This window comes from Enterobacter sp. H2G27, from assembly GCF_054403075.1.
In genome coordinates this window covers 4,524,078-4,547,800 of the sequence record NZ_JBSVSI010000001.1, presented here as the reverse complement: position 1 = coordinate 4,547,800, position 23,723 = coordinate 4,524,078, and the positions used below count along the sequence as shown (strand labels likewise).

Sequence of the window (23,723 nt, the reverse complement as noted above, 5' to 3'; positions counted from 1 at the left end):
TCAACGATTACTCGTTGTCGGAACCGCCCAGACCTGCGTTCAGCAGTTCTGCCAGGCTCGCGGATGCATCTTCAGCAGTCACCTGCGGTGCAGCTGGCAGTTCGCCCGCAGCACGACGACGCATACGATCCTGATGGTACGCATAACCGGTACCAGCCGGGATCAGACGACCCACGATGACGTTCTCTTTCAGACCGCGCAGTTCATCACGTTTACCTGCAACAGCGGCTTCGGTCAGGACACGAGTCGTTTCCTGGAACGATGCTGCAGAGATGAAGGACTCGGTTGCCAGAGACGCTTTGGTGATACCCAGCAGATCGCGCGAGAAGGTCGCACCAATTTTGCCGTTCGCTTCCAGTTCGCGGTTAGCGATCTTGACGCGTGAGTATTCAACCTGCTCGCCTTCCAGGAACTCGGAGCTGCCTGCGTTTTCGATGGTTGCTTTACGCAGCATCTGACGAACGATAACTTCGATGTGCTTATCGTTAATCTTAACGCCCTGCAGACGGTAAACGTCCTGTACTTCGTTGGTGATGTAACGCGTTACTGCGTGTACGCCACGAAGACGCAGAATGTCGTGCGGAGCTTCTGGACCATCGGAAACCACGTCACCACGTTCTACACGTTCACCTTCGAACACGTTGAGCTGACGCCACTTAGGAATCATCTCTTCGTACGGTTCGCTGCCATCTACTGGAGTGATAACCAGACGGCGCTTCCCTTTGGTCTCTTTACCGAAGGAGATGATACCGCTGATTTCAGCCAGAATTGCAGGCTCTTTCGGACGACGTGCTTCGAACAGGTCCGCAACGCGTGGCAGACCACCGGTGATGTCCTTGGTACCGCTGGATTCCTGTGGAATACGCGCCAGAGCATCACCCGCACCAATCTGAATGCCATCTTCCAACTGAACGATCGCTTTACCCGGCAGGAAGTACTGCGCAGGCATGTCGGTACCCGGGATCAGAACGTCGTTACCCTGAGCATCAACGATTTTCAGTGCAGGACGCAGATCTTTACCACCGGTAGTACGTTCAGCAGAATCCAGAACCACCAGAGAAGACAGACCGGTCAGCTCGTCCGTCTGACGAGTGATGGTCTGGCCGTCGATCATGTCAGTGAAGCGGATGAAACCACTTACTTCGGTGATAACCGGCATGGTGTGTGGATCCCAGTTTGCAACGGTTTCACCGCCGGCAACCTGCTCGCCATCACCTTTCGCCATAACCGCACCGTAAGGCACTTTATAGCTCTCTTTGGTACGACCGAATTCGTCGATCAGCTTCAGCTCGGTGTTACGAGAGGTCACAACCAGCTTGCCAGCGGAGTTAACAACAGACTTCGCGTTGCTGAGCTTGATGCTACCTTTGTTTTTCACCTGGATGCTGGATTCAGCAGCCGCACGAGATGCCGCACCACCGATGTGGAACGTACGCATCGTCAGCTGTGTACCCGGCTCACCGATGGACTGTGCCGCGATAACGCCGATTGCTTCACCTTTGTTGATGATGTGGCCACGCGCCAGGTCACGACCATAGCAGTGCGCACATACACCAAAGTCGGTGTCACAGGATACAACGGAACGTACTTTCACGGAGTCAACAGAGTTCGCTTCCAGCAGGTCACACCAGTGCTCGTGCAGCAGCGTGTTGCGTGGAACCAGAATGTCTGCAGTACCCGGCTTCAGAATGTCTTCCGCGGTTACACGACCCAGAACGCGATCGCGCAGTGGCTCTTTAACATCACCGCCCTCGATAACCGGGGTCATGGTGATACCTTCGAGGGTGCCACAATCGTCTTCGGTCACAACCAGATCCTGCGCAACGTCAACCAGACGACGCGTCAGATAACCGGAGTTCGCAGTTTTCAGTGCGGTATCCGCCAGACCCTTACGAGCACCGTGCGTGGAGATGAAGTACTGGAGTACGTTCAGACCTTCACGGAAGTTCGCGGTGATTGGCGTTTCGATGATGGAGCCATCTGGCTTCGCCATCAGACCACGCATACCTGCCAGCTGACGAATCTGTGCTGCGGAACCACGCGCACCGGAGTCGGCCATCATGTAGATGCTGTTGAAGGAAACCTGCTGCTCTTCTACGCCGTCACGGTTAATCACGGTTTCGGTCTGCAGGTTATCCATCATCGCTTTGGATACACGATCGTTCGCCGCTGCCCAGATATCGATAACTTTGTTATAGCGTTCGCCCGCGGTAACCAGACCAGACTGGAACTGCTCCTGGATCTCAGCAACTTCGGCTTCTGCTTCAGAGATGATCTCGTGTTTCTTCTCTGGGATGACCATGTCATCGATACCAACAGATGCACCTGAACGCGCTGCGTAAGCAAAGCCGGTATACATTGTCTGGTCAGCGAAGATAACGGTCGGCTTCAGACCCAGAATGCGGTAACAGGTGTTCAGCATTTTGGAGATCGCTTTCTTGCCCAGCGCCTGGTTGACGATGGAGAAAGGCAGACCTTTCGGTACGATCATCCACAGAATGGCACGGCCAACGGTCGTGTCTTTCAGGCTGGTTTTCGCAACGAATTCGCCGTTTTCATCTTTTTCGTATTCGGTGATACGCACTTTAACGCGCGCATGCAGAGAGGCCAGGCCAGCGCGATAAATACGCTCAGCTTCTTTCGGGCCAGTCAGCACCATGCCTTCGCCTTTGGCGTTAACACAGTCACGGGTCATGTAGTACAGACCCAGTACAACGTCCTGAGAAGGAACGATAATTGGTTCACCGTTCGCTGGGGACAGGATGTTGTTGGTAGACATCATCAGCGCACGCGCTTCGAGCTGGGCTTCCAGCGTCAGCGGTACGTGAACAGCCATCTGGTCACCATCGAAGTCGGCGTTATAGGCCGCACAAACCAGCGGGTGCAGCTGGATAGCTTTACCTTCGATCAGGACTGGCTCAAATGCCTGGATACCCAAACGGTGCAGAGTTGGTGCACGGTTCAGCAGTACCGGGTGTTCGCGGATAACTTCGTCCAGGATATCCCAAACGACAGCTTCTTCACGCTCAACCATTTTCTTAGCGGCTTTGATAGTGGTGGCGAGGCCACGCAGTTCCAGCTTGCCGTAGATGAACGGTTTGAACAGCTCCAGTGCCATTTTCTTCGGCAGACCGCACTGATGCAGACGCAGGTATGGACCTACGGTGATTACAGAACGACCGGAGTAGTCAACACGCTTACCGAGCAGGTTCTGACGGAAACGACCCTGTTTACCTTTGATCATGTCGGCCAAAGATTTCAGAGGACGTTTGTTAGAACCGGTGATCGCACGACCGCGACGACCGTTATCCAGCAGGGCATCTACCGCTTCCTGCAGCATACGTTTTTCGTTGCGTACGATGATGTCCGGCGCAGCCAGATCCAGCAGACGTTTCAGACGGTTGTTACGGTTGATAACGCGACGATACAGATCGTTCAGATCGGACGTTGCGAAACGACCACCATCCAGCGGAACCAGTGGACGCAGATCTGGCGGCAGAACCGGCAGAACGGTCAGGATCATCCACTCTGGTTTGTTACCAGACTGAACGAACGCTTCCAGCAGTTTGATACGCTTGGTCAGCTTTTTACGTTTGGTTTCGGAGTTGGTTTCGTTCAGCTCTTCACGCAGCTGCTCGCACTCTTGCTCCAGATCCATGCTCTTCAGCAGGGCCTGAATAGCTTCCGCACCCATCTTCGCGTCAAATTCGTCACCGAACTCTTCCAGCGCGTCCAGATACTGCTCTTCAGTCAGAATCTGATGACGTTCCAGGTTCGTCATCCCGCCTTCGATAACCACATAAGATTCGAAGTACAGAACACGTTCGATATCGCGCAGCGGCATATCCAGCAGCAGACCGATACGGGACGGCAGAGATTTCAGGAACCAGATGTGAGCGGTCGGAGACGCCAGCTCGATGTGGCCCATGCGCTCACGACGCACTTTGGTCTGGGTCACTTCAACACCGCACTTCTCACAGATCACACCACGGTGTTTCAGGCGCTTGTACTTACCGCACAGGCACTCGTAATCTTTTACTGGCCCGAAAATACGCGCACAGAAAAGGCCGTCACGTTCAGGTTTGAACGTACGGTAGTTGATGGTTTCCGGCTTTTTAACTTCACCGAAAGACCATGAACGGATCATGTCTGGCGAAGCCAGAGCAATTTTGATCGCATCAAACTCTTCGGTTTTAGTCTGCGCTTTCAGAAACTTTAATAAATCTTTCACGGATTTGCTCCCGTCGGAGTTAGCACAATCTGGTGCCGGGGGTTAACCCGGCACCAGTGACCTGTTTGAGCGAGAATTACTCGTCTTCCAGTTCGATGTTGATACCCAGCGAACGAATCTCTTTCAACAGTACGTTGAAGGATTCTGGCATGCCCGGCTCCATCTGATGGTTGCCGTCCACGATGTTTTTATACATCTTGGTACGACCGTTCACGTCATCAGACTTAACGGTGAGCATTTCCTGCAGGGTGTATGCCGCGCCGTATGCTTCCAGCGCCCACACTTCCATCTCCCCGAAGCGCTGACCACCGAACTGTGCCTTACCACCCAGCGGCTGCTGAGTAACCAGGCTGTAAGAACCGGTAGAACGAGCGTGCATCTTGTCGTCGACCAGGTGGTTCAGTTTCAGCATGTACATGTAACCTACGGTTACCGGACGTTCGAACTGTTCACCAGTACGGCCGTCAAACAGCGTAATCTGACCAGACGTTGGCAGACCACCCAGTTGCAGCAGCTCTTTAATTTCAGCTTCTTTTGCACCGTCGAATACCGGCGTTGCAATTGGCATACCTTTGCGCAGGTTCTCTGCCAGACGCAGCACTTCTTCATCGCTGAAGGTGTTCAGGTCGACTTTCTGACGCACGTCGGTACCCAGATCGTAGGCACGCTGGATGAATTCGCGCAGTTTCGCGACTTCCTGCTGCTGTTTCAGCATGGCGTTAATCTTATCGCCGATGCCTTTCGCAGCCATACCCAGGTGAGTTTCCAGGATCTGACCAATGTTCATACGAGACGGTACGCCCAGCGGGTTCAATACGATATCTACCGGCGTACCGTTAGCATCGTGCGGCATATCTTCGATCGGGTTGATCTTAGAGATAACACCCTTGTTACCGTGACGACCTGCCATCTTATCACCAGGCTGGATCTGACGTTTAACAGCCAGATACACCTTAACAATCTTCAGCACGCCTGGTGCCAGATCGTCGCCCTGAGTGATTTTGCGGCGTTTCGCTTCGAGTTTTTTCTCGAACTCGTGTTTCAGTTCGTCATACTGCTCAGCCAGCTGTTCCAGCTGATTTTGTTTCTCTTCGTCGGTCAGGCCCAGTTCCAGCCAGCGATCGCGTGGCAGTTTGTCGAGCTTCTCAGCTTCAACGCCACCGGCAACCAGCACCGCATAGATACGGCTGAACAGACCCGCTTCGAGGATCTGCAGTTCTTCAGACAGGTCTTTCTTAGCCTGTTTGAGCTGCATCTCTTCGATTTCCAGCGCACGCTTATCTTTCTCAACGCCGTCACGGGTGAAGACCTGAACGTCGATAACCGTACCGGAAACACCGTTTGGTACGCGCAGGGAAGAGTCTTTAACGTCAGACGCTTTCTCACCGAAGATTGCACGCAGCAGTTTCTCTTCTGGCGTCAGCTGGGTTTCACCTTTAGGCGTAACCTTACCAACCAGAATGTCGCCGCCGGTCACTTCCGCACCGATGTAAACGATACCGGATTCATCCAGTTTGGAGAGCGCAGCTTCACCCACGTTAGGGATGTCAGCGGTGATCTCTTCTGGCCCCAGCTTGGTGTCACGGGACACACATGCCAGTTCCTGAATATGGATGGTGGTGAAACGATCTTCCTGAACCACACGCTCGGAGACGAGGATGGAGTCTTCGAAGTTGTAACCGTTCCACGGCATGAACGCTACGCGCATGTTCTGACCGAGCGCCAGTTCACCGAGGTCGGTTGACGGACCGTCTGCCAGCACGTCGCCGCGCTCAACTGGCTCACCCAGAGACACGCAAGGCATCTGGTTGATACAGGTGTTCTGGTTAGAACGGGTGTATTTGGTCAGGTTATAAATGTCGATACCTGCTTCGCCCGGATACATCTCGTCTTCGTTAACTTTGATAACGATACGGGATGCATCGACGTACTGAACAGTACCGCCACGTTTAGCAACTGCAGTAACACCGGAGTCAACGGCAACAGCACGCTCCATACCAGTACCAACCAGCGGCTTATCAGCGCGCAGAGTTGGAACGGCCTGACGTTGCATGTTCGCACCCATCAATGCACGGTTGGCGTCATCGTGTTCCAGGAACGGGATCAGGGACGCACCGACGGATACCACCTGCTGGGTGGATACGTCCATGTAGTCAACCTGATCGCGGCTGAACAAGCTGGATTCGCCTTTGCTACGGCAGGTAACCAGATCTTCTACAAAGTGGCCTTCGTCATCCAGGTTGGAGTTCGCCTGAGCGATAACGTAGTTACCTTCTTCAATAGCAGACAGGTAATGAATTTCATCGGTTACAACACCGTCGGTCACTTTACGGTACGGGGTCTCAAGGAAACCGTATTCGTTAGTCTGTGCGTACACGGACAGGGAGTTGATCAGACCGATGTTTGGACCTTCAGGCGTTTCGATTGGACATACGCGACCGTAGTGCGTCGGGTGTACGTCTCGAACTTCAAAGCCTGCACGTTCACGGGTCAGACCGCCTGGGCCGAGTGCAGAGATACGACGTTTGTGCGTAATCTCAGACAGCGGGTTGTTCTGGTCCATGAACTGAGACAGCTGGCTTGAACCGAAGAACTCTTTCACTGCTGCAGAAATCGGCTTGGCGTTGATCATATCCTGAGGCATCAGGGTATCCAGATCGCCCAGAGACAGACGCTCTTTCACCGCACGCTCTACGCGTACCAGGCCAACGCGGAACTGGTTTTCCGCCATTTCGCCTACGGAACGGATACGACGGTTGCCGAGGTGGTCGATATCGTCCACTTCGCCTTTACCGTTACGGATATCGATGAGCTTCTTCATCACTTCGATGATGTCGTCTTTGCTCAGGATACCGGAACCTTCGATTTCGTCGCGCAGCAGAGAACGGTTGAACTTCATACGACCAACCGCAGACAGATCGTAGCGGTCTTCGGAGAAGAACAGGTTCTCGAACAGGCTTTCCGCCGCTTCGCGAGTTGGTGGCTCACCAGGACGCATCATGCGGTAGATTTCTACCAGCGCGCTCAGACGATCGGTGGTTGGGTCGACGCGAATAGTCTCAGAGATATACGCACCGTGGTCCAGATCGTTGGTGAACAGCGTTTCGATACGTTTGTGGCCAGACTGGCTCAGCTTAGCCAGCAGATCCAGGCTCAGCTCCATGTTCGCCGGGCAGATCAGCTCGCCAGTTGATTCATCAACGTAATCTTTCGCGGCTACTTTTCCTGCAATGTATTCAACCGGAACTTCGATGTGTTTGATATCATCTTTTTCCAGCTGGCGGATGTGGCGCGCGGTGATACGGCGACCTTTTTCCACATACACTTTGCCGTCGGCTTCGATGTCGAACGACGCGGTCTCACCACGCAGACGTTCCGGCACCAGCTCCATCTGCAGCTTGTTGTCGCGGATTTCAAAGATCACTTTCTCAAAGAACAGGTCCAGGATCTGCTCAGTGGTATAGTTCAGTGCACGCAGAATGATGGTTGCAGGCAGCTTACGACGACGGTCGATACGGACAAACAGGTTGTCTTTCGGATCGAACTCAAAGTCCAGCCATGAACCACGGTAAGGAATGATGCGTGCGTTATACAGTACTTTACCGGAAGAGTGTGTTTTACCTTTATCGCTGTCGAAGAAGACGCCCGGGCTACGATGCAGCTGGGAAACGATAACACGCTCAGTACCGTTGATTACGAAAGTACCGTTGTCTGTCATGAGTGGAATTTCACCCATGTAGACTTCTTGTTCTTTAATGTCTTTTACGGTGCCTTCCGGAGCTTCGCGCTCGTAGATCACCAGACGCAGTTTTACGCGCAGCGGTGCGGAATAGGTCACGCCACGGATCTGACATTCCTGAACGTCAAACACCGGTTCGCCAAGGCGGTAGCTGACGTACTGCAGCTCGGAGTTACCGCTATAGCTCTGAATCGGGAACACGGAGCGGAAGGCTGCTTCCAGACCGTACTGCCCTTCAGGATCTTGCTCGATAAACTTCTGGAACGAGTCAAGCTGGATAGAAAGGAGATATGGAATGTCCAGAACTTGTGGACGTTTACCAAAATCCTTACGAATACGTTTTTTCTCGGTATAGGAGTAAACCATAGGGTTCCTCAGCTCGCTGACAAGTCGACCCATCTGTCCGACGAAGGGACAGTTTGTGCAACACCATTTTGTGGACCGGAAAATTGAATACTTTCCGCAATACCTGTTGCTATCACGCTTAAATCATTTCGTCGCGATTTACACAGAGCGAGCACCCTGTCGCAATATATTAAGTCGTCGATAGAAACATGCATTGTCAGGACAATCAGCAGTCAAACAGTGTGAAATGCTACTGATGCCTTACAGCGCAAAAAGGCTGGTGACTAAAAAGTCACCAGCCATCAGCCTAATTACTCAGGCTGCAACCAGAAAAGTTGGCTTATTTAACTTCAACTTCAGCGCCAGCTTCTTCCAGAGATTTTTTCAGTGCTTCTGCGTCGTCTTTGCTCACGCCTTCTTTCAGCGCAGCTGGAGCAGATTCTACCAGGTCTTTAGCTTCTTTCAGACCCAGGCCAGTTGCGCCACGTACTGCTTTGATAACAGCAACTTTGTTAGCGCCAGCAGCTTTCAGAATTACGTCGAATTCAGTTTTTTCTTCAGCAGCTTCAGCCGGGCCCGCAGCTACAGCTACAGCAGCAGCAGCAGAAACACCGAATTTTTCTTCCATTGCAGAAACCAGCTCTACAACGTCCATTACGGACATAGCTGCTACTGCTTCAATGATTTGATCTTTAGTGATAGACATTTAAATTGTTCCTGAAAATCAGAATAAGTTTATACGTAAGCAAATGCTTTATAAAGATAACTGCGATTAAGCAGCTTCTTTCGCATCGCGTACAGCAGCCAGAGTGCGAACCAGTTTGCCAGCCGCAGCTTCTTTCATGGTTGCCATCAGGCGTGCAATTGCTTCTTCGTAGGTCGGCAGGGTTGCCAGGCGATCGATTTGCGATGCCGGGATCAACTCACCTTCAAAGGCTGCAGCTTTGACCTCAAATTTTGCATTCGCTTTCGCGAACTCTTTGAACAGACGAGCAGCAGCGCCCGGGTGTTCCATAGAGTATGCAATCAGGGTCGGACCAACAAACGTGTCTTTCAGGCACTCGAACTGAGTACCTTCAACTACGCGGCGCAGCAGGGTGTTACGAACAACACGCATGTATACGCCAGCTTCACGACCTGCTTTACGCAGTTCAGTCATTTTGTCTACAGTAACGCCACGGGAATCCGCAACTACTGCAGACAGCGCGCCTTTGGCTACTTCGCTGACTTCAGCAACAATCGCTTGTTTGTCTTGAAGATTTAAAGCCATTAGCTTTGCTCCTGGATGTTTGCCGGAACTCATGTTCCGGAACTCACTTCACTCTCCCCAACGGAAAGAGCGTCTTAATACGGTGAGCAGAAACAAGCCAGAGTATCCAAAAATAATCTTAGCGTTCTGTCACCGTCTACGCAGGGGATTAAGTCTCTTGCGAAACACCTGCGGTCTTCGACGGAGGCCTGGATTAGGCCAGGCTCCAACGAACAAATCTTTTAGCCGCTAACTTTTGTTAGCAAACGTGGGGGTAAGATTGTAGGCAAAATCACCGCCCACGTAAAGGCATTAGTTTGCAGCAGCGCTCAGGCCAGCCTGGTCAACTGCAACACCTGCACCCATAGTGGTGGAGATGCTAACTTTCTTGATGTACACGCCTTTCGCCTGAGTTGGTTTCGCTTTTTTCAGCGCAACCAGCAGAGCTTCCAGGTTTTCTTTCAGTTTGTCAGCGTCAAAGTCCACTTTACCGATGGTGGTGTGGATGATGCCGTTTTTGTCGTTACGATAACGAACCTGACCTGCTTTAGCGTTCTTAACCGCTTCAGCAACGTTAGGGGTTACAGTACCAACTTTCGGGTTTGGCATCAGGCCGCGTGGACCCAGAACCTGGCCCAGCTGGCCAACAACGCGCATTGCATCTGGAGAAGCAATAACAACGTCAAAGTTCATTTCGCCTTTCTTGATCTGATCAGCCAGATCTTCCATACCTACCAGTTCAGCGCCGGCAGCTTTAGCAGCTTCAGCGTTCGCACCCTGAGCAAATACAGCTACGCGAACGGAACGGCCAGTACCGTGTGGCAGTACAGTTGCGCCACGAACGTTCTGATCGGATTTACGCGCGTCGATGCCGAGGTTAACGGCAACGTCAACGCTTTCAACGAACTTAGCAGTTGCCAGTTCTTTCAGCAGAGCGATAGCTTCGTTGATGTCGTACTGTTTGGTCGCATCAACTTTGTCACGGATCACGGACATGCGCTTGGTCAGTTTAGCCATTTCTTAGTCCTCCACTACCAGGCCCATGGAACGTGCAGTACCTTCGATTGAGCGAGTCATCGCTTCAATGTCGGCACCAGTCATGTCGGCAGCTTTGGTCTGCGCGATTTCCTGCAGCTGAGCGCGGGAAATGTTACCCACTTTGTCTTTGTTCGGTTTACCGGAACCAGACTTGATACCAGCCGCTTTCTTCAGCAGAACAGCTGCTGGAGGGGTTTTGGTAACGAAAGTGAAAGAACGGTCAGCGTAAACAGTGATTACGACTGGGATTGGCAGACCTTTTTCCAGGGATTCAGTTTTTGCGTTGAACGCTTTACAGAATTCCATGATGTTCACACCCTGCTGACCCAGAGCTGGACCAACTGGTGGACTTGGGTTCGCCATACCAGCTGCAACCTGCAGCTTGACGTAGGCTTGTACTTTCTTAGCCATTCTAAAATCCTCTGATTGGGTGATAGCGCCTCAGCGAGGCTCCCCGTGAATAAAATTCGTTTTACGGGCCGGGGCCCATAAAAACAAAAGGCGCGAAATTGTATTCCAATCTCGCGCCCTGTGCAACGATTAAATCGCCGCTTTTTTGATCGCTGCTTAGGCTTTTTCGACCTGCGCAAAGTCCAGTTCTACCGGGGTCGCACGACCGAAGATAGAAACAGAAACTTTCAGGCGGGACTTCTCGTAGTCCACTTCTTCAACGACGCCATTAAAGTCAGCAAACGGACCGTCGCTAACACGAACCATTTCACCCGGTTCAAACAGCGTTTTCGGACGCGGCTTATCACCCACCTGCTGCAGGCGGTTCATAATCGCATCAACTTCTTTATCGCTGATTGGCGCCGGACGGTCAGACGTGCCGCCGATAAAGCCCATCACGCGCGGTACGCTGCGCACCAGGTGCCAGCTCGCATCGTTCATCACCATCTGAACCAGCACGTAACCCGGGAAGAATTTACGCTCGCTTTTGCGACGTTGGCCGCCACGGATCTCAACCACTTCTTCGGTCGGAACCATAACTTCGCCAAATAACTCTTCCATGTTGTGTAATTTGATATGCTCACGCAGCGACGTTGCTACGCGGCCTTCAAAACCGGAAAACGCCTGAACGACGTACCAACGCTTTTTAGGGGCTTCAGACATCTTAGAACCTCAGGCCAGTAATAAAGGAAACCAGGCGAACCAGAATACCATCCAGTCCCCACAGGATCAGTGACATTACCGCAGTCACTGCAGCCACGATCAGCGTGGTGTGCAATGTTTCCTGGCGAGTCGGCCAAATGACCTTGCGGACTTCGGTACGTGCTTCACGAGCGAAAGCAACGGTCGCTTTACCCTTAGTCGTCAACAGCGCGACACCGCCCGCTGCAGCAATCAGAATCACCACTGCCAGCGCGCGGAGCGGCAGCATCATGTCACGATAAAGATAGTTGCCAACGATTGCCACAATCAGCAGCACGGCAACAGCGACCCACTTCATCGCTTCCAGGCCGCGCCCGCTCCCTTGAGCTTCGGTATTCGCACTCATAAACCAACCTGTCAGAAGAATTCTACAAATAATTTCACCCCGCGATTGCGAGGCGAGCCAAATCGAAACGCTAATCCCTTTATGGATTATACGCTCTCTGCAGAGCCTGTCTCAGCAATGATTATGACAAAAATAATCACTGATGAGCCAGGTTCTGATGTGAAAGCGTGCAAAAAGGGCATCAAATGATGCCCTTTTCATGCGCATTGCGTCAAATGTTATCAGCGATTAGCCGAGAACTTTAGCAACCACGCCCGCGCCAACGGTACGGCCGCCTTCACGGATTGCGAAACGCAGACCGTCGTCCATCGCGATTGGGTGGATCAGAGTCACAACCATCTTGATGTTGTCGCCTGGCATTACCATCTCAACGCCTTCTGGCAGTTCGATGGTACCGGTCACGTCAGTTGTACGGAAGTAGAACTGTGGACGGTAGCCTTTGAAGAACGGAGTATGACGGCCGCCTTCGTCTTTGGACAGAATGTACACTTCAGATTCGAACTTGGTGTGTGGCTTGATTGAACCTGGCTTCGCCAGAACCTGACCACGTTCGATTTCTTCACGTTTGATACCACGCAGCAGAACACCAACGTTCTCACCAGCACGGCCTTCGTCCAGCAGTTTGCGGAACATTTCAACGCCAGTACAGGTAGACTTCGCAGTCTCTTTGATACCAACGATTTCAACTTCTTCACCAACTTTGATGATACCGCGCTCTACACGACCGGTAACAACGGTACCACGACCGGAGATGGAGAATACGTCTTCGATTGGCAGCAGGAATGGCTTGTCAATCGCACGCTCTGGTTCTGGGATGTAAGAATCCAGGAAGCCAGCCAGTTCGATGATTTTCGCTTCCCACTCTGCGTCGCCTTCCAGCGCTTTCAGAGCAGAACCACGAACGATTGGGGTATCGTCGCCTGGGAAATCGTACTGAGACAGCAGTTCACGAACTTCCATCTCTACCAGTTCCAGCAGCTCTTCGTCATCAACCATGTCGCACTTGTTCAGGAACACGATGATGTAAGGAACGCCTACCTGACGACCCAGCAGGATGTGCTCACGAGTCTGAGGCATTGGGCCGTCAGTCGCAGCAACAACCAGGATCGCGCCGTCCATCTGCGCAGCACCGGTGATCATGTTTTTAACATAGTCGGCGTGGCCTGGGCAGTCTACGTGTGCGTAGTGGCGAGTCGGGGTGTCATATTCAACGTGGGAAGTGTTGATGGTGATACCACGAGCTTTTTCTTCTGGTGCGTTATCGATCTGGTCGAATGCACGAGCAGAACCACCGTAGGTTTTAGCCAGAACGGTAGTGATTGCAGCGGTCAGCGTTGTTTTACCATGGTCAACGTGGCCGATAGTACCGACGTTAACGTGCGGTTTTGTACGTTCAAACTTTTCTTTAGACATCGATTGTCCCTCTAAGACACGGATAAATCGGTGATATCACCACATCAACCAGGCGAAATGCCTGAATTGTTGAATACAGTAAAATTGAAACAGAGAAAAACGGGAAGGAGAAGTGAAGTGGTGCTGATACCCAGAGTCGAACTGGGGACCTCACCCTTACCAAGGGTGCGCTCTACCAACTGAGCCATATCAGCACGTATTGGAGCGGGCAGCGGGAATCGAACCCGCATCATCAGCTTGGAAGGCTGAGGTAATAGCCATTATACGATGCCCGCATCCTGAAACTCGGCTACCCAGTTCTTTCTGTAACAAAAAAAGAGATTTCTCTCTTTTTCAGTTTGAGCTGGCTAATTTTTCCAACCAGCTCCGGCGGCATTTACGCTGCCAGAAAGTGGTGGTGGGGGAAGGATTCGAACCTTCGAAGTCTGTGACGGCAGATTTACAGTCTGCTCCCTTTGGCCGCTCGGGAACCCCACCGGACTTGATGGTGCCGACTACCGGAATCGAACTGGTGACCTACTGATTACAAGTCAGTTGCTCTACCTACTGAGCTAAGTCGGCATCAAGTAGCGCGCATTCTATGGATACCTGCGCGGTCATGCAACTAAAAATTTGCATAAAACGTTCTTTCGCTCACATTTTATGCGAACGGCGTATCGGACGCTGTAAAAGTAGCCATATGAGGTCAAATATTCAACATATCATCGTGATTTGCACCGTATTCACCGTAGCGTGACGGCTTCCGCGTAACGCAGCGCTTTCCATCTTTTTTCTTATTATTCCCGTCATCTGGTGTTAACCTCCTGCCCATTGTCCAAAATTAACTGTGTGATGAGCCACGATCCGGCAGTGTGGTGCTGGCTCGCTGAAGCATGCTTATGAGCAAAAAAGAGCAAACGTTAATGACGCCTTATCTACACTTTAACCGCAGCCAGTGGGCTGCCCTGCGTGATTCCGTCCCTATGACGCTGACGGAAGGTGAAATCGCACGGTTAAAAGGGATAAACGAAGATCTGTCCCTGGAAGAGGTGGCAGAAATTTATCTCCCCCTCTCTCGCTTGCTTAACTTCTATATAAGCTCGAACCTGCGCCGTCAGGCCGTGCTGGAGCAGTTTCTCGGGACAAACGGTCAACGCATTCCTTATATCATTAGTATCGCAGGCAGCGTGGCCGTGGGTAAAAGTACCACCGCGCGCGTCCTGCAGGCGCTGTTGAGCCGCTGGCCGGAACACCGCAGCGTGGAGCTGATCACCACCGACGGCTTCCTGCACCCGAATGAGGTGTTAAAAGAGCGCGGCCTGATGAAGAAGAAAGGCTTCCCGCTCTCTTATGATATGCACCGTCTGGTGAAATTTGTCTCTGACCTGAAATCCGGCGTGCCGCACGTGACTGCGCCAGTCTATTCGCACCTGATCTACGATCGCATCCCGGGTGGGGATAAAACGGTGGTTCAGCCAGATATTCTCATTCTGGAAGGCCTGAACGTGCTGCAAAGCGGCATGGACTATCCTCACGACCCGCATCACGTATTCGTCTCGGATTTCGTCGATTTCTCTATCTATGTCGATGCGCCGGAAGACCTGCTGCAAAACTGGTACATCAATCGCTTCCTGAAGTTCCGCGAAGGGGCGTTCACCGATCCGGATTCCTATTTCCACCACTATGCTCAGCTTTCTGAAGAAGAAGCGATCAACGTGGCCACGGGACTGTGGAATGAGATCAACTACGTGAACCTCAAAGAGAACATCCTGCCGACGCGCGAACGCGCCAGTCTGATCCTCACCAAGAGCGAGAAGCACGCGGTCGACCAGATTCGCCTGCGGAAATAATCAATCAGGCATAAAAAAACCGGCTTAGCGCCGGTTTTTTCATTATGCATGTGGCTTCTCGCCATTTTCATCCTGATCGACCGCAAAGCAGGCAACCAGCTGGCCGCCATAATCCTTCAGCTGCGGCTGGAGCTGGGTGCACGGGCCAAAGCGGCGGCTGCAGCGGGCGTTGAATGCACATCCCGGAGGCGGATTCAGCGGACTTGGCAGTTCACCCGTCAGCTTAATACGCTCGCGACGATCGTCCGGGTTCAGACGCGGCGTCGCAGACAGCAGCGCCTGGGTATACGGGTGACGAGGGTTATTAAAGATCTGGTCTTTGGTCCCCTTCTCCACGCAGCGCCCCAGGTACATTACCATCACTTCATCAGCAATGTGCTCCACTACCGACAGGTCATGGGAGATGAACACGTAAGACAGCCCCAGCTCCTGCTGCAGATCCATCATCAGGTTCAGCACCTGCGCACGTACGGATACGTCGAGCGCGGAGACCGGCTCATCGGCAATCACCACGTCCGGATCGAGCATCAGCCCGCGCGCGATAGCAATACGCTGACGCTGGCCACCGGAGAACATGTGCGGATAGCGATCGTAATGCTCGGTTTTGAGGCCGACCTTCGCCATCATCGCCAGCGCTTTTTCACGGCGCTGATCTTTGCTCAGGTTGCTGTTAATCAGCAGCGGCTCTTCCAGAATCTGTCCCACTTTTTTACGCGGGTTCAGCGAACCATACGGGTTCTGGAACACAATCTGGATTTTCTGGCGACGCAGTTTCTGCGCCTGCGGATCGTGCTTGAGCAGATCTTGCCCCTGATAATAGAGCTCGCCGCCGGTCGGCACTTCAATCATCGTCAGCAGACGGCCCAGCGTGGATTTCCCGCAGCCTGACTCTCCCACCACCGCCAGCGTTTTACCGCGTTCGAGGTTAAAGGAGACGCCGTCCAGCGCTTTCACCAGGCGTTCGGGGGCAAACAGTCCCTTCTTCACCGGGTAGTATTTTTTCAGGTCGATGGCCTGCAACAGCGGCTGTTGCGTGGTGGCCTGTTGCGTACTCATAGTGTTGGCCTCCCGGCATCATCGAGTGGGTAGTGGCATTTCGACTGACGACCGTCAGCCAGCGGGTTCAGCTCTGGCTCTTCCGCCCGGCATTTGTCCGTCGCATACGGACAGCGCGGATTGAGCAGACAGCCCTGCGGACGGTCATATTTACCCGGCACCACACCCGGCAGCGATGCCAGACGCGCTTTATCCTGAGCAAACTCCGGCAGCGCGCGTAAAAGCGCCTGGGTATACGGATGACGCGGCGCGCGGAAGATATCGTGCGAATTTCCGGTCTCGACCACCTGGCCGGCATACATCACGATGATTTTGTGCGCGGCTTCGGCCACCAGCGCCAGATCGTGCGTAATCAGCACCAGCGCCATATTCTCTTTCTGCTGCAGCTCCAGCAGCAGCTCGATGATTTGTGCCTGAATGGTCACATCCAGTGCCGTCGTCGGTTCATCCGCAATCAGCAGCTTTGGCCGACAGGCAATCGCCATGGCGATCATCACGCGCTGGCTCATCCCGCCGGAAAGCTGATGCGGGTAAACGTCCAGACGCGAAGCCGGGTCAGGAATACCCACCTGGTTCAGCAGATCGATCGCCCGCTGGCGACGGGTTTTCTTATTCCCGCCCTGGTGCACCTTAATCGCTTCCATAATCTGGAAACCGACGGTGTAGCACGGGTTCAGGCTGGTCATCGGATCCTGGAAAATCATCGCCACTTCCGCGCCCACCAGCTGGCGGCGCTGTTTTTCAGAAATGCGCTTCAGGTCCTGACCGTTGAACTGCAGGTTTTCCGCCATCACGCGGCCCGGGTAATCAATCAGCCCCATGATCGCCAGCGAGCTGACGGACTTACCGGAACCGGACTCCCCAACGATACCCACCACTTCGCCCTGATTGACGCTGTAGCTGATGCGGTCCACGGCGCGAAACGGGGTGCCTTCGTCGCCGAAGTGCACCGATAATTTATCTACATTTAATAACGCCATCTCGTGCCTCTTACTGCTTCAGTTTGGGATCAAGCGCATCACGCAGGCCATCACCCATCAGGTTAAATGCCAGCACCGTCAGCAGGATTGCCAGACCCGGGAAGGTGACAACCCACCAGGCGCTTTGTGCGAACTGCAACACGTCGGAGAGCATAGTGCCCCACTCCGGTGTTGGCGGCTGCGCACCCATGCCCAGGAAGCCAAGAGCGGCCATATCAAGAATGGCGTTAGAGAAACCGAGCGACGCCTGAACAATCAGCGGCGCAAGGCAGTTCGGGAAGATATTCACAAACATCTGGCGCATCGCACCGGCCCCCGCTACGCGAGACGCCGTGACGTAATCGCGGTTCACTTCCACCAGCACCGCCGCACGGGTTAAACGCACGTAGTGAGGAAGCGCCACGAACGTCAGCGCCAGGGCGGCGTTACCGATCGATGGACCGAAGATCGCCACCAGCACCAGGGCCAGCAGCAGGCTTGGCAGAGCCAGCATGATGTCGACGATACGCATGATGATGTTATCAACGATGCCGCCGAAGTAACCGGCAACCAGGCCGAGAACGATCCCCATAATCAGGGAGAGCACCACCACCAGGCAGCCGACCAGCAGCGACAGGCGCGCGCCGTACATCAGACGCGACAGCACATCGCGGCCCACGTCATCGGTACCGAGCAGGTGCGCCAGGCTACCGCCGTCCTGCCACGCAGGTGGCGCGAGCAGCGCATCACGGAACTGGTCCGCCGGGTTGTACGGTGCGAGGAAGTTCGCAAACACCGCAATCAGGATCATGATAGCGACATACACCAGCCCTACTACCGCACCTTTATTGCGCTTGAAGTAGTGCCAGAATTCCTGCAGCGGCGTCATCGGAACCGGTGCAGCGACCGCTTTATTTTGAGTGATTTGTGACATGATGGTCCCTTACTTCTTATGACGAATACGCGGGTTCACCACGCCGTACAGCAAATCGACCAGCAGGTTGACGAGGATAATCATCGTCGCGACCAGCAGTACACCGCCCTGCACAACCGGATAGTCACGGCGTTGCAGCGCGTCAATCAGCCAGCGGCCCAGGCCCGGCCAGGAGAAGATGGTTTCGGTCAGAATCGCCCCCGCCAGCAACGTCCCCACCTGGAGACCGATAACGGTCACCACCGGCAGCATGGCGTTACGCAGCGCATGGACGATAATGACGCGCATGCGCGTCAGGCCCTTGGCGCGCGCGGTGCGGATGTAATCCTCACCCAGCACTTCCAGCATCGATGAACGGGTCATACGCACGATCACCGCCAGAGGAATGGTCCCCAGCACCATGGCAGGCAGGATCATGTGCGCGACGGCATCCATGAAGTTGCCCTCCTCGCCCCAGATAGCCGTATCAATCAGCATAAAGCCGGTGAGCGGGTTGGAGTCATCCAGGAAGACCATATCGCTAACGCGCCCGGAGACCGGGGTCAGGTTAAGCTGCACCGAGACTAGCATGATCAGCATCATGCCCCACCAGAAGATAGGCATGGAGTAGCCGGTCAGCGCCAGGCCCACGGCGGTATGGTCAAAAATAGAGCCACGCTTAACGGCTGCCAGCACCCCAACCGGGATACCTACCGCAGTGGCGAAAATCATGGCGCAGACGCCAAGCTCCAGCGTCGCTTTAAAACGCGGCACGAACTCGTCCCACACCGGAAGGCGGCTTTTCAGCGAAATCCCTAAATCACCGTGCAGCACGCCCCAGATATAGTGGAGATACTGCTGCCACATCGGCTTATCGAGACCGAGTTCAGCCAGCAGCTGTGCATGGCGCTCAGGGGAAATACCACGCTCGCCCGCCATAATCATTACCGGGTCGCCGGGGATCATATGGACGAAGGCAAAAGTGAGAAGGGTGATACCGATAAACGTGGGGATAACAAGTCCCAGACGTCGGAGGATGAACTGCAACATAACCCGGATTCTCTCTGATGACGCACGACCAGTGGCGTGACGTCTGTATTGCTCACAAATGTAAATTTCTTCTCCCTTGAGAGAAGATGAGGGTGAGGGGATGAATGCCCCTCACCCCTGCCCTCTCCCGGAGGGAGAGGGAGAACACCCTACTTATTATTCAACAGATACGTTCTCGAAGTGGTGTTTGCCCAGTGGATCAACCACGTAGCCTTTCACTTCTTTACGCACTGGCTCGTACACGGTGGAGTGAGCAACAATCAGCGCCGGAGCCTGATCGTGCATAACAACCTGAGCCTGCTTGTACAGTTCAATACGTTTGTTGTGATCGTCCGTCGCACGCGCCGGCTGGATCAGGTCTTCAAACGGCTTGTAGCACCAGCGAGAGTAGTTAGAACCGTCTTTCGCCGCCGCGCAGCTGAACAGGGTAGCGAAGAAGTTGTCCGGATCCCCGTTATCACCGGTCCAGCCCATCATTACCGCCTGGTGCTCACCCGCTTTGGCGCGCTTCAGGTACTCGCCCCACTCGTAGGTCACAATCTTGGCCTGAACGCCAATCTTAGCCCAGTCAGCCTGAACCATTTCTGCCATACGGCGTGCGTTCGGGTTGTACGGACGCTGTACCGGCATCGCCCACAGCTCGACGGTGAAGCCTTTATCCTGGCCCGCTTCTTTCAGCAGCGCTTTCGCTTTCTCAGGATCGTAGCTGTAGTCTTTAACGTCGTCGTTATAGCCCCACATGGTTGGTGGGATCAGGTTTTTGGCTGCAACGCCAGCGCCCTGGTAAACCGCCTTGATGATCGCTTCTTTGTTCACCGCGTAGGTCAGCGCCTGACGCACTTTCACGTCATCAAACGGTTTCTTCTCGGTGTTGAAGGAGAGATAGCCCACGTTCAGGCCAGCCTGCTCCAGCAGGTTGATGTTCTTGTCCTGCTTCATGCGGGCAATGTCAGCCGGGTTCGGGTATGGCATAACCTGGCATTCGTTTTTCTGCAGTTTTGCATAACGCACTGATGCATCAGGCGTAATGGAGAAGACCAGACGGTCGATCTGCGGCTTGGTGCCCCAATAGCCTTCGAACGCTTTGTACAGAATGCGGGAGTCTTTCTGGTACTGCAGCAGCTGGAATGGACCGGTACCGATTGGGTTCAGGTCGACTTTTTCCGGCGTACCGGCTTTCAGCATGTTGTCCGCATACTCTTTGGACAGAATTGAAGCAAAGTCCATAGCAAGGTCAGCCAGGAATGGCGCTTCCGGACGCGTCAGCACGAACTGAACGGTATTGTCGTCCACTTTTTTCACTTCAGAAATCAGATCCGGCAGGCCCATCCCTTCGAAGTATTCATAGCTGCCGCCAGACACTTTGTGGTACGGGTTCTGCGCGTTTTTCTGACGATCGAAGGAGAACACAACGTCGTCGGCGTTAAAGTCGCGCGTTGGTTTGAATTCTTTGCTGTCCTGCCACTTCACGCCTTTGCGCAGGTGGAAGGTATAGGTTTTGCCGTCTTCGCTGACGTCCCACTTCTCTGCCAGCCCCGGAATCACTTCCGTGGTACCGGTTTTGAATTCAACCAGACGGTTATAGATCGGTACAGAGCTTGCGTCGTAAGTCGTACCAGAGGTAAAGAGCTGTGGGTTAAAGCCTTCCGGCGAGCCTTCAGAACAGTAAACCAGGGTTTTTGCCTGTACGCTTGCTGCCACGGTCATAGCCACCAGGCTCAGACCAAGCTTCAGCATCCCTGACTTCTTCAAGGAAATACTCATTATTCTGCTCCAATGTGATGTTTTGCTTTGTTGTGTTACGCCGCCAGACCTTTATTTATTTTTTACCCGGTCCGGTCGGAGGTGCCCGAAGGCGTTAAAGGGATGGAGAATCCTTTCAGAAGAGCGTTTGAGTTGCAGCGCAGATCGTCCCTGAAATGCCCCTCATGCCCTACAATCTGTCAACAGAATGTGAAAACGTCAATACAGGTGACGGGGATTTACGCTGAGTGTGAGAAACCGCAAACAAAGATTAAAAAAACTATGTATGCCAGTTTTCAGCAGGGAAATTTATGCTACTCGCTATCCTGCAGCACAAGTCTCTTCATATTTCGCAACAATCAGTGATTAACTTTTATTCAGAATGGGTAAATTTTCTTGCAGAATGGTGATTATCTGAGCACTAAATTCCATGAACGCTAAAACGCACAGCGAAAAATGCTGAGGTTATCCATAAGCAACGCGAAAAAAGATCAATCTATATATAAAAAAATACAATGGATTATGTCACAAAAGCCTTAACAGGCAGGAAGAAGCGGACCTAAGGGGCGTTTTGGATACTCTGACGGGATAAGGTCATAATGCAAAAAGGGCTAACCTTGCGGTTAGCCCTTTTCAGAATGTGGTCGGCGAGAGAGGATTCGAACCTCCGACCCACTGGTCCCAAACCAGTTGCGCTACCAAGCTGCGCTACTCGCCGAATGCGGAGCGCATCTTACTGCTGAGGTGCGCCCCCGTCAATCCCTTATTTTCAAAAAGCCATTCGACTGGCGATATTCTCGCCAGAGCAGCTACTGCGCGGCTTTTACGCTGTTAGCAGGGAGTTTACACCAGTTGTTGTTTTCGTTAATCCCACCGTTCGGTGAGGTATAGCCGAGACAACCCATAATGGTGTCGTACAGCTCAACGTGACGACGCGGCACCTTCATCTCCGCCTCTTTCTTCAGCTGAGCAAACATCTTCGCCTTCTCCGGGTTTTCCAGGTACTTATCCGACATCCACATGATCATCGGCACGCGGAACTGTTCAGGCGGTGCCAGCTTGCGCGGCGTACCGTGCAGATGCTCTTTCTCGTTGATGGATTCACCGTGGTCTGCCGCATAAATCACAATCGCTTTCTTATCGCGCAGCTGGTCGATCACACGGCTCAGGAAGGTATCCACATACAGCACCGAGTTATCATAGGCATTGATCAGCTCCTGCTTGCTGCAGTCTTTATTAATGCCCACGCACTCAGGCTGCCACTTCGCGAAATCACGCGTGTAGCGCTGGTAATAGCTGTAATGCGATCCTTTGGTATGCAGAATGACAAGATGCTTGCCCTGCGGATGATTCTTGAGGGATTGCGACATCTCTTCCAGCAGCAGCATGTCGTCGACGTTTTTACCGCGGTTACGCGGTTCGGCGCCAATCTGCTCACGGTACGCGATGTTATCTGCCAGGGTATTGGTGTAGAACCACATCTCACTTTGCATGGCGAACAGGTCTGAGCTAAATCCAAGCTGCTTTAGCACGGCAAAGACGTTTTGCTCTTTCAGCGTGCGCTGCGGGTTATCGCTTGCACCGCCTTCGCGAACAAACATACAGCGCAGCGAAAGCTTGGTCGCGGTATCGCAGGAGTAACCCCGGTAAGCCACCAGGTTCTTCTCCTGCGCCAGCTTTGGCGTGGTATCCCGGTTATAGCCGAGAATGCCCATATGATCCCAGCGCGTCGTTTCGCCAATGACAAAAACGACGTACGTATCATCAAGCCCGTCGGCTGGCGGCTGGTAGGTGAATTTTTTCAGTGGATTGATCAGCGACTTAACATCACCGGATTCATCCGCCTGCGCCCAGGCATACAGACCTAACGCTGACAGCCAGTTAGACGGCAAATAGGAGTTTGCCACCACGCCGCCATAGCTTGGCATATCCACGCCCGTCGCTTTTTCAACGCGTTTTTGCTGCGTTTCCATCAGGCGGATAGGCGCCCATACCAGCAGACCGGCCAGCAGGACGACGACGATATTGCGGATCCGCTGTCCACGCGTGCGCAGCTGGCGTAACAGCGTATAGCGGCACGTATTGTTCCAGATAAAGAACAGCGGGATCAGACAGGTTAAAACCGTCCAGACGATAAAGCCTTTCCCTACCACCTCTTTCGAGAGATCGATATCCGTGGTCATCACCGAGGCAACAATACCGTACCCAATGACCACGTTCATAAAGGTCATGTAATAGCTTGCGGCGGCAGAAATAATCACCACCAGCGAGGCCAAAATTTGCCAGGTACGTCGGCCAAACAGGGACAGCAGGCGTAAGAGGAAGAAGGTAGCGAGGACGGAGCCGAACACTTCAATTGCGGCAAAAATACAATTACTTACGGTAAGGTTTTCGAAATAACCTTCCACTCTTCTGAACAGTACCGCGCCATTCAGAAATAATCCGATATAGACAGCCAGCATCAGACACAATCTTTGCTGGGTAAGAGACCTAATGTATTTCATGCAAACAACCCTGGGGGAAGGGGTATAAAGACCCGTCGAATCTCAAAGAGAAAGCGGACAGAGTAAGTAAATGCGTAAGGAAGCGTTATGAGAAACGTCTACAAGCGCGGTAAGTAGACCACAGCGGGAGAGAAAAGTGGCAGCAGAGAGTGTGAT

At 53.2% G+C, this 23,723-nt stretch carries 16 protein-coding genes and 5 tRNA genes; 1 reads left to right on the top strand and 20 read right to left on the bottom strand.

Going from position 1 to position 23,723, the window contains the following annotated elements; all coding sequences use genetic code 11:
- Positions 1–7: 7 nt before the first annotated feature.
- From rpoC to ACW9E7_RS21510, 13 genes are all read right to left on the bottom strand, one after another.
- On the bottom strand, positions 8–4,231 hold the full coding sequence (gene rpoC, locus ACW9E7_RS21570; RefSeq protein ID WP_023309968.1) for a DNA-directed RNA polymerase subunit beta': 4,224 nt from the start codon (positions 4,229–4,231) through the stop codon (positions 8–10).
- 76 nt (positions 4,232–4,307) lie between these two features.
- Entirely contained in the window at positions 4,308–8,336 is a 4,029-nt protein-coding gene (gene rpoB, locus ACW9E7_RS21565; protein WP_032644498.1) for a DNA-directed RNA polymerase subunit beta, read from the bottom strand.
- A 319-nt stretch (positions 8,337–8,655) separates the two neighbouring features.
- Positions 8,656–9,021, bottom strand: coding sequence for a 50S ribosomal protein L7/L12 (rplL, locus tag ACW9E7_RS21560; RefSeq protein ID WP_002445276.1), 366 nt, complete (start codon positions 9,019–9,021; stop codon positions 8,656–8,658).
- Positions 9,022–9,087: 66 nt separating this feature from the next.
- Complete coding sequence (gene rplJ / locus ACW9E7_RS21555; protein ID WP_003862338.1) at positions 9,088–9,585, bottom strand: 50S ribosomal protein L10; 498 nt, start codon at positions 9,583–9,585, stop codon at positions 9,088–9,090.
- Positions 9,586–9,876: 291 nt separating this feature from the next.
- The gene (gene rplA / locus ACW9E7_RS21550; RefSeq protein WP_006810530.1) at positions 9,877–10,581 is read right to left on the bottom strand and encodes a 50S ribosomal protein L1; all 705 of its coding nucleotides are present in this window, start codon (positions 10,579–10,581) and stop codon (positions 9,877–9,879) included.
- Between the two features lie 3 nt (positions 10,582–10,584).
- Entirely contained in the window at positions 10,585–11,013 is a 429-nt protein-coding gene (gene rplK / locus ACW9E7_RS21545; protein WP_458728351.1) for a 50S ribosomal protein L11, read from the bottom strand.
- A gap of 156 nt (positions 11,014–11,169) precedes the next feature.
- Complete coding sequence (gene nusG / locus ACW9E7_RS21540) at positions 11,170–11,715, bottom strand: transcription termination/antitermination protein NusG (protein WP_002438628.1); 546 nt, start codon at positions 11,713–11,715, stop codon at positions 11,170–11,172.
- A gap of 1 nt (position 11,716) precedes the next feature.
- Positions 11,717–12,100 (bottom strand): preprotein translocase subunit SecE, encoded by a 384-nt coding sequence (gene secE, locus ACW9E7_RS21535; protein ID WP_014068449.1) that lies wholly within the window; start codon positions 12,098–12,100, stop codon positions 11,717–11,719.
- Between the two features lie 228 nt (positions 12,101–12,328).
- Positions 12,329–13,513 carry an elongation factor Tu gene (gene tuf / locus ACW9E7_RS21530; RefSeq protein WP_014830236.1) on the bottom strand — a complete coding sequence of 395 codons (1,185 nt, stop codon included), beginning with the start codon at positions 13,511–13,513 and terminating at the stop codon, positions 12,329–12,331.
- A 118-nt stretch (positions 13,514–13,631) separates the two neighbouring features.
- A tRNA-Thr gene (locus ACW9E7_RS21525) sits at positions 13,632–13,707 on the bottom strand.
- A 6-nt stretch (positions 13,708–13,713) separates the two neighbouring features.
- A tRNA-Gly gene (locus ACW9E7_RS21520) sits at positions 13,714–13,788 on the bottom strand.
- A 117-nt stretch (positions 13,789–13,905) separates the two neighbouring features.
- Positions 13,906–13,990: transfer RNA gene (locus ACW9E7_RS21515), tRNA-Tyr, on the bottom strand.
- An 8-nt stretch (positions 13,991–13,998) separates the two neighbouring features.
- Positions 13,999–14,074, bottom strand: a tRNA-Thr gene (locus tag ACW9E7_RS21510).
- A 317-nt stretch (positions 14,075–14,391) separates the two neighbouring features.
- Between ACW9E7_RS21510 and coaA the strand changes: the two genes are divergently transcribed.
- Positions 14,392–15,342: a type I pantothenate kinase gene (coaA, locus tag ACW9E7_RS21505; RefSeq protein ID WP_021242480.1), complete on the top strand. Its 951-nt coding sequence runs from the start codon at positions 14,392–14,394 to the stop codon at positions 15,340–15,342.
- Between the two features lie 42 nt (positions 15,343–15,384).
- Here the strand turns inward: coaA and dppF are convergent, their stop codons facing one another.
- The 7 genes from dppF to eptB form a co-directional block, all read right to left on the bottom strand.
- On the bottom strand, positions 15,385–16,398 hold the full coding sequence (dppF, locus tag ACW9E7_RS21500; RefSeq protein WP_458728350.1) for a dipeptide ABC transporter ATP-binding subunit DppF: 1,014 nt from the start codon (positions 16,396–16,398) through the stop codon (positions 15,385–15,387).
- Entirely contained in the window at positions 16,395–17,378 is a 984-nt protein-coding gene (gene dppD / locus ACW9E7_RS21495; protein ID WP_458728349.1) for a dipeptide ABC transporter ATP-binding protein, read from the bottom strand. Before dppD ends, dppF begins: the two co-directional genes overlap by 4 nt.
- A gap of 10 nt (positions 17,379–17,388) precedes the next feature.
- A complete protein-coding gene (dppC, locus tag ACW9E7_RS21490) occupies positions 17,389–18,291 on the bottom strand; it encodes a dipeptide ABC transporter permease DppC (protein ID WP_458728348.1) in 903 nt (300 codons plus the stop codon).
- Positions 18,292–18,300: 9 nt separating this feature from the next.
- A complete protein-coding gene (dppB, locus tag ACW9E7_RS21485; protein WP_008502770.1) occupies positions 18,301–19,320 on the bottom strand; it encodes a dipeptide ABC transporter permease DppB in 1,020 nt (339 codons plus the stop codon).
- 156 nt (positions 19,321–19,476) lie between these two features.
- Positions 19,477–21,084 carry a dipeptide ABC transporter periplasmic-binding protein DppA gene (gene dppA / locus ACW9E7_RS21480; protein WP_111964353.1) on the bottom strand — a complete coding sequence of 536 codons (1,608 nt, stop codon included), beginning with the start codon at positions 21,082–21,084 and terminating at the stop codon, positions 19,477–19,479.
- Between the two features lie 620 nt (positions 21,085–21,704).
- Positions 21,705–21,781: transfer RNA gene (locus tag ACW9E7_RS21475), tRNA-Pro, on the bottom strand.
- A 91-nt stretch (positions 21,782–21,872) separates the two neighbouring features.
- Entirely contained in the window at positions 21,873–23,567 is a 1,695-nt protein-coding gene (gene eptB / locus ACW9E7_RS21470; RefSeq protein ID WP_115876656.1) for a kdo(2)-lipid A phosphoethanolamine 7''-transferase, read from the bottom strand.
- Positions 23,568–23,723 lie beyond the last annotated feature (156 nt).